Genomic DNA, 13,539 nt, shown 5'->3' on the forward strand with positions numbered 1-13,539 from the left:
GTGACTGGAGTTCTGCCGTGTGCTTTTCCGATCTGCGGGTGGTCCCCGCGGTCTCCCTGTGACCGCGGACGGGGGGGCGCGGCGGGTGGGTCCACCGGCCGCGCACCAGGTGCGGCTCAGCGCGGGACAGCGCTCAGACGTGCCGCACGGGGATGGTCTTGGTGTCCGCCGCCTTCTCGGGCACCGGCACCGTGACGGTCAGCACACCGTCCTTGTACTCCGCGGTCGCCTCGTCGCCCTTGGCGCCGGCCGGCAGCCGGACGGACCGGGTGAAGGTGCCGTAGCGGAACTCCGAGTGGTGCTTCTCGGTCTTCTCCTCGCTCCGCTCGGCCCGCAGCGTCAGAACGTCCTCGGCGACGGTGATCTCGACTTCCTTGGCGGGGTCGATGCCCGGCAGCTCCGCCCGCAGCACATACGCCCCGTCCTTGATCTGCTCCTCGATGCGAATGCCGTGCGTGCCCGGCGCCTCGGCCCGGCCGAACAGGTCGGGGAGCGTGGACCAGCCGGGCAGCCGCTCGATCATGCTGCTCATGTCTCCCTCCTCTTCGTCTTCTTCGTCGTTTTCGTCATCTTCTTCGCCGTTTTCGTCGTCCACTCCCTCCCAGGCTCCTACCGCGGCCCGGCGGACGCGTGGGCCGTCCGGCCCAGTGCGGGACCCGGTCGGCCCTGTCGGCCCGGTCAGCCGAGCATGCGCTTCCTCCACTGGGGGCCGATCCGCTCCCATTCCGCGGCCCACTCCTGGTACCGCCGCCGGTCCAGCCGGCCGCGCGCCAGCCGCCCGCAGCCGAGCACGAGGGCTCCGGCGCCCAGGCCCGCCGGCACGCCCAGCAGCGCGGCCTGCACCCGGGCCTCCGTCACGCCCGGGGGCTGCGTGACCGGGGTGCCCGCGCGGTCGAGCCAGACGGTGACCCGGGTGCCCGCCGGCTCGCCGGGGCCGACCTTGACGCGGTCCGTGCGGGTGGCGCCGTCGGCGCCCGTCCAGCGCACCTTCGCCCACACGGTCCCGTCGGAGCCGTACCCGGTCATGGCCGGGGCGCTGGGGACGTCGTCGGTGAGGACCGCCGACACGGGGTGCGCGTTCGCCCGTCGCGCCGCCAGGCCGTCCGTCACCCACCCGCCGACCGCGAGCCCGGTGCACAGGGCCGCGAGCAGGGCGAGGAGCCAGGCGGCCAGGACGATCCAGGCCTCCACGCGGTCACTGTGGCGCCGCAGCGGGTTCCGCCGCCAGCGCCAGAACCGTACTTTCACCGACCGGGTAGGACGCGCCTTCTTCATGGGAGACACCCCTTCGCGCGTGCCGCGTCAGGTTCCGTTCCCCTGCTTGCAACCTCTCACGTCCGGCCGCCGCGGGTCAGGGGCCGACCGGGGCGATCGCCGGGACGTTGGGGCACGCCTCGTGACCCGCCCGACCCGGCACACGGGCCGAGCGGTACCGGCGAGCATTCCGAGGACCGTGACGGACCGGGCGGGGACGTCTCGGAACATGCGGACGTCTTGGATCAGGCGGAGCGTCCGGTCAGGCGGGCCGTGCGGGCTGCTCGCCGGGGGCGTCGGGCGCGTCGGGGAGGTCGGGGTCGAGGTCCACCCGGCGGGGCGGGCCCAGCAGCGCGCAGTCGACGTCCACCACGCCCTCCACGGCCCGGGCCAGACGCACGGCGACGGGCACCAGCGTGGTGTCGCGGACCCGTCCGGTCAGCCGTACGACGCCCTCGCGCACCCGTACCCGCACCCGCTCGACCTGGTCGGGGAAGAGCGTGGCGACGACCTCGTGGCGCACCTCCTGCGCGATGTCCTCGTCGGTCCGCAGGAACACGCTGAGCAGGTCGGAACGGCTGACGACGCCCTGCAGCACACCCGACTCGTCCACGACCGGCAGTCGTTTGACGCCGCTCCGCGCCATGACCCGGGCCGCCTGCGCCAGCGTGTCGCCGGTCCGGGCGGTGACGGCCGGCGCCGTCATCAGCTCCCCGGCGGTCCGGGCGGCGGCCTTGGCCAGGTCGGGCGAGCGGCGCAGCCGGGTGTAGACGTCGGGTTCGTCGTCCCGGAACTCCTCCTTGGGCAACAGGTCGGCCTCGGAGACGACGCCCACCACACGGTGGGCGTCGTCCAGCACGGGAAGGGCGCTGACCTGCCAGCGGCGCATCGCCCGGACGATCTCCTTGAAGGGGGCACCGTCCGTCACGGCGACGACGGTGCGGGTCATCACATCGCTCACGGTGTGCGGGATGCCGTACATGGTGTCCTCCGGCGCGACTCGGACGCGGGGTGGCGCGGTGCGCGTGAGCGCCCCGTCTTCAGGCTGGGCCACGGGGACGCGCCGGGCATGGGCCGAGTGGCCCCGACCGGGGATCCCGTCGACACTTCTCGCGGACGGCGGTGCAACCGACGGCGGAACGACCGCCGAATGGTTACCGAACGACCGCGAAACCCTCACGCACAGGACAGGACAGCATACGGACAGTAGGCGACATTCCGGCGTGTCCGTGGCAGGAAGGCGCTGAGCTGTCCTGGTCGTCGGACGGGTGGAGGTGAGACGGAGGTGGCCGACTTCGTCGAAGCGGAGCGGGACTCGGCAGCGGACGGGCCGCGGCACTGCCCGTGCGGCGCGGGGCTCCGCGAAGCACGTCAGGTGCACGAGGTCAGCGAGGTCAGCGAGGTCCAGGAGGTCCGTGAGGACACGCCTCGGGGGGCCGAAGAAAGGTTCCGGGGACTGCTGGAGGCGGCGCCGGACGCCATGGTGATCGTCGACGACACCGGGACCATCCGGCTCGTCAACGCCCAGACCGAGGCCCTCTTCGGCTATCCGCGCGGGGAACTGCTGGGCCGTCCGGTCGAGTTGCTGATCCCGCACCGCTTCCGCGCCCAGCACACCTTCCACCGCGGCGGTTACGCCGCCAACCGTCAGGTGCGGCCCATGGGGGCCGGACTGGACCTGCACGGGCTGCGCAGGGACGGCACCGAGTTCCCGGTCGAGATCAGCCTCAGCCCGCTGGAGACCGCGGAGGGGCTGCTGGTGTCCGCGGCCGTGCGCGACGTCAGCGACCGCAAGGCGGCCGAGGCGCGCATCAACGAACTCGCGGCGCTGGTGGAGTCGTCGCAGGACGCGATCCTGGCCAAGACCCTCGACGGGTACATCACCTACTGGAACGCGGCCGCGCAGAACCTGTACGGCTACACCGCCGAGGAGGCCATCGGCCGCCACGTGTCCATGCTCGCCCCGGCCGATCTGTCGGAAGAGGTCTTCGTACTGCTGGAGCGGCTGCGGCAGGGCGAGAAGGTCGAGCACTTCGAGACGCTGCGGGTCACCCGCACCGGAGCCCTGCTCGACGTCGACGTCACCCTGTGGCCGACCCGGGACGCCGGCGGCACCGTGGTCGGGGCGTGTGCCATCGTGCGGGACATCAGCGACCGCAAGCAGGCGGAGGCCGAACTCACCGCCCTGTACGAGCAGCAGCGGCACATCGCCCTCACCCTGCAGCGCAGCCTGATGGGCACCCCTCCCGCCCTGCCGGGCCTGGCCACCGCCAGCCGCTACCGGCCCGCCACCCAGGGCGCCGGCGTGGGCGGCGACTGGTTCGACCTGGTGCCGCTGGGCGCCGACCGGGTCGGGGTGCTGATCGGCGACGTCATGGGCCGCGGGCTGGAGGCCGCCGCCGTCATGGGGCAGCTGCGTTCGGCGGCGCACGCGCTCGCCAAGACCGGCATGCAGCCCAGGCAGCTGATGCAGGCCCTGGACACCTGCGTGGCCGACCTGGACGTGCCGGACCAGCTCGTCACCTGCTGCTACCTGGTCATCGCCCCGGACGCCGGGACGGTGACGGTCTGCTCGGCCGGGCACCTGCCGGTGCTCGTCGCGGGCGCCGACGAGACGGTCCGCAGCCTGCCGGCCCCGGTCAACGCCCCGCTGGGCGTGGGCGGCGTGCTGTTCCAGCAGTCCTGCACGGCGATACCGCCGGGCGCGACGCTCGTGCTGTACACCGACGGCCTGATCGAGACGCCGGGCAGCGACATAGAGGTCCGGGTCGGCGAACTCACCGTCGTCCTGGACGACTACTTCACCGGCGGCACGCCGTGCCTGGAGAGCGCGGCCGACCATGTGCTGGCGAGTCTGCTGCCCGACGCGGAGAGCCACAACGACGACGTGACGCTCCTGCTGGCCAGGCTGCCGGCCGCGCCCCTGGCCGCCCTGACGACCGACCTGCCGGCCCTGCCGTCCTCCGTGCCGGAGGCACGGGTGTTCCTCCACAAGGCGCTCACCGCGTGGAACTGCGCCAAAGCCGCCGACGAGGCGCTCCTGCTGCTGTCGGAGACGCTGACCAACGCCGTGCAGCACGCGGAGGGCCCCATCGGCCTGCACCTGCGCCGCACGGCCACCGACCTGACCGTCGAGGTCAGCGACCGCAGCCCGCACCTGCCCCAGCCGCGCCTCGCCGGTGAGGACGAGGAGTCGGGCCGGGGCCTGCTCCTGGTGCGGGCGCTGGCCCACAGCTGGGGAGTACGGCCCACCGACGAGGGCAAGACGACCTGGTTCACGCTCCGGCTGTGACCCCGGCTTCTCCATCTGTGAAACGGCTTCTCCGGCTGTGAAACGCTTCCGGGCTGTGACACGGCTTCCCGGCTGTGACACGGCTTCCCGCGCGACGGTCAGCGGGCCTTCTCTGGGGCGCGGGCGGGCGCGGCCACCCCGACCGTGCCGGAGCGGCGCCGGTAGACCAGGTAGGGGCGCGTCAGGTAGCCGAGCGGCACGCTCCAGACGTGGACGAGCCGGGTGAACGGCCAGGCCGCGAAGAGCAGGCAGGCGGTGAGCGCGTGCAGCCGGAACAGCAGCGGGGCACCGCTGATCGCGTCCGGCTGCGGCTGGAGGGCGAACAGGCCGCGGAACCAGACGGAGACGGTCTCGCGGTAGTCGTAGCCGCCGCCGAGGACGTTGTGGGCGGCGGTGGCGGTGATGCCGAGGACCACGGCCGCGGCGAGCAGCGGGAAGAGGACCTTGTCGCTGCGGTCGGTGCCGAGCCGGATCCGCCGGGTCAGCAGCCGGCGGGCGCAGAGCATGCCGAGGCCGGTGACCATGGCGACGCCCGCGACGGAGCCGCCCACCACGGCGGTGGTGTGGTAGGCGTGCTCGGATATGCCGGCCGCCTCGGTCCAGGAGGCCGGCACCGCGAGCCCCATCGCATGTCCGGCGATCACCATGAAGGTGCCGAGGTGGAACAGCGGGCTGCCGAAGCGCAGCCAGCGGTGTTCGAGGAGCTGGCTGGTGTGCGAGGTCCAGCCGAACTGGTCGTGCCGGTAGCGCCAGACGTGACCGGCGACGAAGACCGCCAGGCAGACGTAGGGGAAGGCGACCCAGAGGAACAGGTCGGTGCCGGAGACATTCATCGGTGACCTTCCACGGTCGTCGGCGGGGCGGGGGCGGGCGGGACGAAGGTGCCGGGCGGGGCGAACAGCTCGCCCGCGTAAGGGTCGAGGCCGACGTCCTCGTTCGGGGGTCCCTGCGCGGCCAGTTCCGCGACCGCCTTGTCGTCGGCCTCGGTGGGCGGCGGCAGCAGGGTGAGCAGCGCGGCGAGGACGTGCCGGTAGGGCGATTCCGCGTCGCTCAGCGCCCGGTGGATGAGCTGCAGCCCGCGCCGGTGCTGGCGCAGCGGGGCCTCGCCCGCGCCCGGGCCGGTGAGCGCGGCGAACTCCAGGACGACCGGGAGGTGGTCGGGCAGCTCACCGCCGTCGGTGTCCCAGCCGGCGGCCCGGTAGCGCTGGGCGAGAGTGAGCAGGGCCATGCCGCGGCGGCGGGTGTCGCCGTGCAGGTAGTAGGTCAGGTAGAGGCTGCTCTTGCGGCGCAGGTCGAACATGTCGACGTAGTGGCGGGCGAGCGCGTCGGGGTCCTGGCCGGTGAACCAGTCGGCGAAGGCGGCCAGTTCGGCGGCGGTCGGGGAGGCCGGCAGGGCCGCGACGGCGGCTGCCACGGCCGGCCGCGCGGTGACGAGTTCGGCGTCCGGGTACTGCAGCATCAGGGACATCAGCCGCAGCACCAGACCGCGGTCCCCCGGCGCGACCGGGCCGGACGCGGGGCGGCGGCGCACGGCGGCCCGGATGCGGGTGCGGACGATCGCGGGCACGGTGGCCGGCAGGGGGCTCATGCGGACTCTCCCGTCCGGGTGCGGCGAAGGGTGGGGATGCCGAGCATCACGCGCCGCTCCGAGGGTTCACCGGAGGACTCGACCGGGCAGCGGTTCTCCATCGCGGTGAGGGCGGCGGCGTCCTCCTTGTGCGCGGCGGGGACGACGTACCGGTCCTGGTACTTGGCGACGGCGAGCAGCCGGTGCAGGTCCTGCGCCTCGCGGACGGTGAGCCCGACGGCCTTCAGAGCGTCCTCGTCGGCGCTCTCGCCGAGGATGACCTCCCGCATGTAGGAGCGCAGGGCGGTGAGCTTCATCAGCACGCCGGCCACCACGTCGGTGTCTCCGGCGGTGAACAGGTTCGCCAGATAGTCCAGCGGGATGCGCAGCCGGGTGACCGCGGCGAAGACGTGGTCGGGGTCGGCCTGGTCGCCGCCCGCCGCGCTGACCGCGTCGAGGACGGGCGAGAGCGGCGGGACGTACCAGACCATGGGCAGCGTGCGGTACTCGGGGTGCAGGGGCAGGGCGACCTTGTAGCGGGAGACCAGGTCGTACACCGGGGAGCGGCGGGCGGCCGCCAGCCAGTCCTCGGGGATGCCGGCCGCCCGTGCCGCCGCGGCGACCTCGGGATCGTGCGGGTCGAGGAAGACGCCGCGCTGGGCGTCCAGCAGGTCCTTCTCGTCGGGGGTGGCGGCGGCCTCGCCGACCCGGTCGGCGTCGTAGAGCAGCAGGCCGAGGTAGCGCAGCCGGCCGACGCAGGTCTCGGAGCAGACGGTGGGCTGGCCGGCTTCGATGCGCGGGAAGCAGAAGGTGCACTTCTCCGCCTTGCCGGTGGCGTGGTTGACGTACACCTTCTTGTACGGGCACGCCGTCACGCACATGCGCCAGCCGCGGCAGCGGTCCTGGTCGACCAGGACGATGCCGTCCTCGGCGCGCTTGTACATGGCGCCGGACGGGCAGGCCGAGACGCAGGCCGGGTTGAGGCAGTGCTCGCACAGGCGGGGCAGGTGGAAGAGGAAGGTCTGCTCGAACTCGAAGCGGACCTTCTCCGCCCACTCGCCGGTCAGGTTGGGGTCGCCGCCCGCGTGTTCGGGTGCGCCGCCGAGGCCGTCCTCCCAGTTGGCGCCCCAGGTGATCGCGGTGGGCCGGCCGGTGAGGACGGAGCGGGGGCGGGCCACGGGGATGTCCTGGCCGGCGGGCGCGTTGACAAGGTTGTCGTAGTCGTAGGTGACCGGCTCGTAGTAGTCGTCGATGGAGGGCAGGTCGGGGTTGGCGAACAGCGACAGCAGGCGCTTGACGCGGCCGCCGGAGCGCAGGACGAGGCGCCCGCGCCTGTCGAGCATCCAGCCGCCCTTCCACTGCTCCTGGTCCTCGTAGCGGCGCGGGTAGCCGACGCCGGGCTTGGTCTCGACGTTGTTGAACCAGGCGTACTCGACGCCGGTGCGGTTGGTCCACGTCTGCTTGCAGGTGACCGAGCAGGTGTGGCAGCCGATGCACTTGTCGAGGTTCATCACCATCGCCATCTGGGCCATGACCCTCATGTCAGTACTCCACGTCCTGTGAGCGACGGCGGATGACCGTGACCTCGTCGCGCTGGTTGCCGGTCGGTCCGTAGTAGTTGAAGGCGTAGGTCAGCTGGGCGTAGCCGCCCGCGAGGTGGGTGGGCTTGAGCAGCAGCCGGGTCAGGGAGTTGTGGATGCCGCCGCGCCTGCCGGTGACCTCGGTCTTCGGCACGTTCACGTTGCGGTCCTGGGCGTGGTACATGTACACCGTGCCCTCGGGCATCCGGTGGGTGACCACGGCCCGGGCGGCGACGACGCCGTTGCGGTTGTACGCCTCGATCCAGTCGTTGTCCTTGACGCCGATCTTCTCGGCGTCGGCGCCGGACATCCAGATCGTCGGTCCGCCGCGGGACAGGTCGAGCATGAACTTGTTGTCCTGGTAGTTCGAGTGGATGGACCACTTGGAGTGCGGGGTCAGATAGCGGACCGTGACCTCCGCCCGGCCGTCGCCCAGACGCTCGTCGCCGTAGTGGCGGGGCGTGTTCAAAGGGGGCCGGTAGACGGGAAGTTGCTCCCCGAGTTCGGCCATCCAGTCGTGCTGGACGAAGAAGTGCTGACGGCCGGTGAGGGTGTGCCAGGGCTTCTTGTGCTCGGTGTTGATGACGAACGGGGAGTAGCGGCGGCCGCCGGTCTCGCTGCCGGACCACTCGTACGACGTCATCACCGAGCGCGGCTGGGTGCGGGTGTCGGCGAAGGTGATGCGCTCCGCCTCGCGCTCGGCGGCGAGTTCGACGAGCCCCTCGCTGCCGGTCTGCCGCTCCAGCTCCTTGAATCCCTCCGTGGCCAGCCGGCCGTTGGTGGTGCCGGACAGGGCGAGGATCGCCTCGCACATGTCGGAGGCGGTCGCCAGTGACGGGCGTCCGGCGGCCGCTCCGTCGCGGGCCGTGCCGTTGCGGTGCCGCAGCTCCTCGATCTCCCGGTCGGGATGGACGGTGACGCCCTTGGTGGTGGTGCCGAGGGTGTCCAGGAGCGGGCCCACGGCGCGCATCTTGTCGGCGACGGCCGCGTAGTCGCGTTCGACGGTGACGAGCTTCGGCATGGTCCGGCCGGGAACCGGCTCGCACTCGCCCGCACTCCAGTCCTTCACCACACCGCCGGGCTGGGCGAGTTCGTCCGGGGTGTCGTGCAGCAGCGGCACGGCGAGGACGTCGGTGCGGGTGCCGAGGTGCTCGCGGGCCAGTTCGCTGAAGCGGTCGGCGATGGTCAGGAACGTGTCGTAGTCGGTGCGGGCCTGCCACGGCGGGGCGATGGCCGGGGTGAAGGCGTGCACGAAGGGGTGCATGTCCGTGCTGGACAGGTCGTCCTTCTCGTACCAGGTGGCGGCCGGCAGGACGACGTCGGCGAGCAGGCCGGTGGAGGTCATCCGGAAGTCCATGGCGACCATCAGGTCGAGCTTGCCCTCGGGCGCCTCGTCGTGCCAGGCGACGTCCGCCGGCCGCGCCTCGGGCGGTGTCTCCTCGCTGCGCACGGCGCTGTCGGTGCCCAGCAGGTGGCGCAGGAAGTACTCGTTGCCCTTGCCGGAGGAGCCCAGCAGGTTGGCCCGCCACACGGTCAGCACGCGGGGGAAGTTGGCCGGGTCGTCGGGGTCCTCGACGGCGAACTTCAGCCGGTTCGCCTTCAGTTCGTGGACGATGTGCTCGGCGACCGGGCGGCCGCGCTCGGCGGCCTCGTCCGTCAGGTCGAGCGGGTTGCGGTCGAAGCCGGGGTGGCCGGGCGTCCAGCCGAGCCGTACCGCCTGCGCGAGGGAGTCGGCGAACGCCTTGCCCTTGAAGCGGCCCTCGCCCAGCGGGGAGGCCAGTTCGTCGGGTCCGAAGGCCTCGTAGCGCCACTGGTCGGTGTTGAGGTACCAGTACGAGGTGCCCGCCATGTGCCGGGTGGGCCGCTGCCAGTCGAAGGCGAAGGCCAGGTGCTGCAGCCCGGTGACCGGGCGGACCTTCTCCTGGCCGACGTAGTGCGCCCAGCCGCCGCCGTTGACGCCCTGGCAGCCGGTCATGGTCGTCAGCGCCAGGAAGGCGCGGTAGATGGTGTCGGAGTGGAACCAGTGGTTCGTGCCCGCGCCCATCGCGATCATCGAACGGCCCTGGGTGCGCTCGGCGTTGCGGGCGAACTCGCGGGCGATGCGGGCGGCCTGCGCGGCCGGCACGGAGGTGACGGTCTCCTGCCAGGCGGGGGTGTAGGGCTGGTCGGCGTCGTCGTACGACTCGGGCCAGCTGCCGGGCAGTCCGGGGCGGTGCACGCCGTACTGAGCGAGCATCAGGTCGAAGACGGTGGTGACCAGGCGGCCGCCGATCCTGCGGACCGGGACGCCGCGGACCATCGTCGAGCCGCCCTCGGTGGCGCCCTCGTCGAAGCGGGGCAGCGCGATCTCCACGGTGTCCTCGGCCCGCTCCAGCAGCGACAGTTCGGGGACCACGTCCCCGAGGTCGAGGTTCCAGCGGCCCCGCCCGGCTTCCCCCCACCGGAAGCCGAGCGAGCCGCCGGGGACCACCGGATCGCCGGTGGCCCGGTCCAGGAGGACGGTCTTGAACTCGGCGTGCTCCTCGTCCGCGCGCCCGAGGTCGGCCGCGGTGAGGAAGCCGTCGGGGACCAGCCCGTGCGCACCGTGCTCGCGCAGCGTCACCAGGAACGGCGCGTCCGTGTACGTCCTCAAGTACTGCTGGAAATAGGGCACTTCACGGTCGACGAGGAACTCGCGGAGGATCACGTGGCCCATCGCCATGGCCAGCGCGCCGTCGGTGCCCGGGTGCGGGGCGAGCCACTCGTCGGCGAACTTGACGTTGTCGGCGTAGTCGGGGCTGACGGCGACGACCTTGGTGCCGTTGTAGCGGGTCTCGGTGAGGAAGTGCGCGTCGGGCGTGCGGGTGACGGGGATGTTGGAGCCCCACATCACCAGGTAGCCGGCGTTCCACCAGTCGGCCGCCTCGGGCACGTCGGTCTGGTCGCCGAAGACCTGCGGCGAGGCGACCGGCAGGTCGGCGTACCAGTCGTAGAACGACAGCAGCGTGGCGCCGATCAGCGACATGAAGCGGGCCCCGGCGGCGAAGGACGCCATCGACATCGCCGGGATCGGGGAGAAGCCGGCGACGCGGTCGGGGCCGTAGGTCTTGATGGTGTGCACATGGGCGGCGGCGACCAGTTCGGCGACCTCGTCCCAGTCGGCGCGGACCAGGCCGCCCTTGCCGCGGGCCTTCTTGTAGACGCGCGCCTTGGCCGGGTCGGAGGTGATCTCGGCCCAGGCTGCCACGGGGTCGCCGAGGCGGCGCCGGGCCTCGCGCCACAGCTTCAGCAGCGCGCCCCGGACATAGGGGTAGCGCACCCGGCTGGGCGAGTAGGTGTACCAGGAGAAGGACGCCCCTCGCGGGCAGCCGCGCGGCTCGTACTCGGGGCAGTCGGTGCCGATCGACGGGTAGTCGGTGGCCTGGTGCTCCCAGGTGATGATGCCGTCCTTGACGTACACCATCCACGAACAGGAGCCGGTGCAGTTGACGCCGTGGGTGGAGCGCACCACCTTGTCGTGCGCCCAGCGGTCGCGGTAGAAGCCCTCCCACGCGGAGTCGCCCTCCCCGAACACCGCTCGTCCGTCGGCCGAGACCTCCCGGCGGGTCAGCAGCCGACGGGCGGCCAGCGGCCAGCCTTCGGCGCCGCGGCCCTGCGGTGGGTGCGCGATCTTGTCGTTCTCCATGAGGCCGGACGCTATGCGCGCCGCGGGGCGTATCACGTTGGGCCGAACGGCCCCGGCCGCACGCCGTAGGGCCCGGCGTACGGGGATCGGTGGCACGCCCGGGACGGGCGGGCTGCCGCTCGGCCGCGGGGACCGATGGTCACGACCGGCACGAGCCGGCTCCCACTCGGCCGGGGAGACCGGTGAGCGCGATCGGGACGGGCCGACCGCCACTCAACGCCGGAGGCCGGTGAACACGACCGGGACGGGCCGACCGCCACTCGGCCCCCGGAGACCGGTGGCCACAACCGGGACAGACCGACTGCCGCTCAACACCGGAGGCCGGTGAACACGACCGGGACGGGCCGACCGCCACTCGGCCCGGACGCCGGTGGCCATGGCCTGGACGAGGCAGCCGCCACTCCGCCCCGGTGACCGGTGAGCGCGGCCGGGGCGGGTCGGTGCCGCCCGGGGCCGGGGGCCAAGGGCCAGAGGCCAGAGGCCAGAGGCCAGAGGCCAGAGGCCAGGGGCCAGGGGCCAGGGGCCAGAGGCCCGGAGGCCAAGGGCCGGGGGCCAGGGAGTCGGTCGGACACGGGGCCCGGTGTGCGTCGGGCCGGCGCGCGGTGAGGTGGTCGGGGTCCTGCCCCGAAGGGCGGTCTGAGCTGGGATGAAAGGGCCGTTCGGCCCTTGCCGGGAGGCCGCGCAGCCCCTGCCCGGGCCGTCGGCCGCCCCCGGATGCTGGTAGCGGAGGGCCCGTGCCGGAGCGGACCGCGCGGGCACCGACCCGGGGAGGTGTTGACTGTGGTTCGCCCCGTTGTCGTAGGACTCGACGGTTCCCGCGAGAGCCTCGCCGCCGCCGACTGGGCGGCCCGGGAGGCGCTGCGTCGCGGACTGCCGCTGCGACTGGTGCACGCCTACGAGGGCCTGTCCCCCGACGTGTCGGAGCTGCCGGAGCTTGAAGCGCCGCGCTACTGGGCGGGGCGGATCCTGCGCGCCGCGCTGGACCGGCTCAACGAGCAGTACCCGCAGGTGCACCTGAGCGGCGAGCAGATCGCGCGGCCCGCCGCGGAGGCACTGGTCTCGGCGGGTGACGAGGCCGAGCTGCTCGTCCTGGGCAGCCGCGCGTTCGGCGGCTTCGGCGGATTCATGGCCGGATCCGTGGCGCTGGCGACGGTGGCGCACGTGCGGCGGCCCGTGGTGCTGGTGCGCGCCGAGCGGACCGCGGCGGACGAGCACGTCCCGGACGCCGAGGGCCGCCTGTCCGAGCGCGAGCCGTACCGCGAGGTCGTGGTCGGGGTGGACACCGCGCGCCCGTGCGAGGAGGTGCTGAGGTTCGCGTTCGAGAGCGCGACCCTGCGCACCGCTCCGCTGCGGGTGGTGTACACCTGGCAGCCGCCGCGTCTGCCGGGCCCGGCGGACGTCCAGGCGGCCGACGCGGCCCGGAGCGAGGCCGAGCAGGCGCTGACCGCGCTGGTGCGGCCGTGGCGTGAGAAGTTCCCGGGGGTCCAGGTCAGCGAGGTGGTGCGCATCGGGCATCCCGCGCAGGAGCTGCTGGACACGGCGGCGGACGCCGGGCTGCTGGTGGTCGGCCGGAAGGCCCGTCCGGGCCGGTTCGGCACGCACACCGGCCCGGTCGCCCACGCGATGATGCACCACGTCCGGTGCCCGGTCGTGATCGTCCCGCACGAGTGAGACGCGGGTGGGACGCGAGTGAGACGCGAGTGCCGCCCGTGCGGACAGTGCCGCTGGAAGCCGTCCGCGCCGGCGGGCTGGCCGGTGTGGACATGAACGCCGACCACCTGGCCGCCTGGCGCCTGGACACCCACGGCAACCCCGTCGGCGAGCCCCGCAGATTCGACTACGACCTGACCGGCAGCGCACCCCACCGCGACGCCCAGGTCCGCCACGCCCTCATCCGCCTCCTGCGCTGGGCCGAACGCCACCACCTGGCGATCGCGATCGAGGACCTGGACTTCCATACGGAGAAGACCCGGGAGAAGCATGGGCGGCGCAAGCACTTCCGCAAGCCGGTTTCCGGCCTGCCCAACGCGAAACTGCGGGCCAGGCTGGTGTCCATGGCCGCCGAACTCGGCATTCCCCTGGTCGCCGTCGACCCGGCCTACACCAGCCGCTGGGGCGCCCAGCACTGGCAACGACCCCTGACCACCACAACCAGGAAGACCACGCGCCACGACGCTGCCGC

The 13,539-nt window shown here is 72.9% G+C and carries 9 protein-coding genes and 1 pseudogene; 3 read left to right on the forward strand and 7 right to left on the reverse strand.

From position 1 onward, the window contains the following. Nucleotides 1-133 precede the first annotated feature (133 nt). The 3 genes from AB0G63_RS38185 to AB0G63_RS38195 all read right to left on the reverse strand — a co-directional run bounded on the left by AB0G63_RS38185 (nucleotide 134) and on the right by AB0G63_RS38195 (nucleotide 2,236). Nucleotides 134-532 (reverse strand): Hsp20/alpha crystallin family protein, encoded by a 399-nt coding sequence (locus tag AB0G63_RS38185; RefSeq protein WP_360760215.1) that lies wholly within the window; start codon nucleotides 530-532, stop codon nucleotides 134-136. A 146-nt stretch (nucleotides 533-678) separates the two neighbouring features. Then, on the reverse strand, nucleotides 679-1,275 hold the full coding sequence (locus AB0G63_RS38190; protein ID WP_360760218.1) for a hypothetical protein: 597 nt from the start codon (nucleotides 1,273-1,275) through the stop codon (nucleotides 679-681). Nucleotides 1,276-1,516: 241 nt separating this feature from the next. Continuing rightward, nucleotides 1,517-2,236 carry a CBS domain-containing protein gene (locus AB0G63_RS38195; protein WP_360760221.1) on the reverse strand — a complete coding sequence of 240 codons (720 nt, stop codon included), beginning with the start codon at nucleotides 2,234-2,236 and terminating at the stop codon, nucleotides 1,517-1,519. Nucleotides 2,237-2,710: 474 nt separating this feature from the next. Between AB0G63_RS38195 and AB0G63_RS38200 the strand changes: the two genes are divergently transcribed. Continuing rightward, complete coding sequence (locus AB0G63_RS38200; protein WP_360760238.1) at nucleotides 2,711-4,546, forward strand: PAS domain S-box protein; 1,836 nt, start codon at nucleotides 2,711-2,713, stop codon at nucleotides 4,544-4,546. Nucleotides 4,547-4,644: 98 nt separating this feature from the next. Here the strand turns inward: AB0G63_RS38200 and narI are convergent, their stop codons facing one another. The 4 genes from narI to AB0G63_RS38220 are packed head-to-tail and all read right to left on the reverse strand — an operon-like array spanning nucleotide 4,645 to nucleotide 11,357. Continuing rightward, entirely contained in the window at nucleotides 4,645-5,379 is a 735-nt protein-coding gene (narI, locus tag AB0G63_RS38205) for a respiratory nitrate reductase subunit gamma (protein WP_360760224.1), read from the reverse strand. Next, on the reverse strand, nucleotides 5,376-6,134 hold the full coding sequence (narJ, locus tag AB0G63_RS38210) for a nitrate reductase molybdenum cofactor assembly chaperone (protein WP_360760227.1): 759 nt from the start codon (nucleotides 6,132-6,134) through the stop codon (nucleotides 5,376-5,378). The genes narI and narJ overlap by 4 nt, the downstream gene beginning before the upstream one ends. Then, nucleotides 6,131-7,654: a nitrate reductase subunit beta gene (gene narH, locus AB0G63_RS38215; RefSeq protein WP_360760229.1), complete on the reverse strand. Its 1,524-nt coding sequence runs from the start codon at nucleotides 7,652-7,654 to the stop codon at nucleotides 6,131-6,133. Before narH ends, narJ begins: the two co-directional genes overlap by 4 nt. A gap of 1 nt (nucleotide 7,655) precedes the next feature. Further along, on the reverse strand, nucleotides 7,656-11,357 hold the full coding sequence (locus AB0G63_RS38220) for a nitrate reductase subunit alpha (protein ID WP_360760232.1): 3,702 nt from the start codon (nucleotides 11,355-11,357) through the stop codon (nucleotides 7,656-7,658). Between the two features lie 780 nt (nucleotides 11,358-12,137). Here AB0G63_RS38220 and AB0G63_RS38225 point away from each other — a divergent pair. Both AB0G63_RS38225 and AB0G63_RS38230 read left to right on the forward strand, forming a co-directional pair. Next, on the forward strand, nucleotides 12,138-13,028 hold the full coding sequence (locus AB0G63_RS38225; RefSeq protein WP_360760235.1) for a universal stress protein: 891 nt from the start codon (nucleotides 12,138-12,140) through the stop codon (nucleotides 13,026-13,028). Between the two features lie 17 nt (nucleotides 13,029-13,045). After that, nucleotides 13,046-13,539: pseudogene (locus AB0G63_RS38230) on the forward strand (IS200/IS605 family accessory protein TnpB-related protein); the annotation flags it as partial.

The sequence above is a fragment of the Streptomyces sp. NPDC020996 genome (assembly GCF_040641355.1).
Classification (GTDB): Bacteria; Actinomycetota; Actinomycetes; order Streptomycetales; family Streptomycetaceae; genus Streptomyces.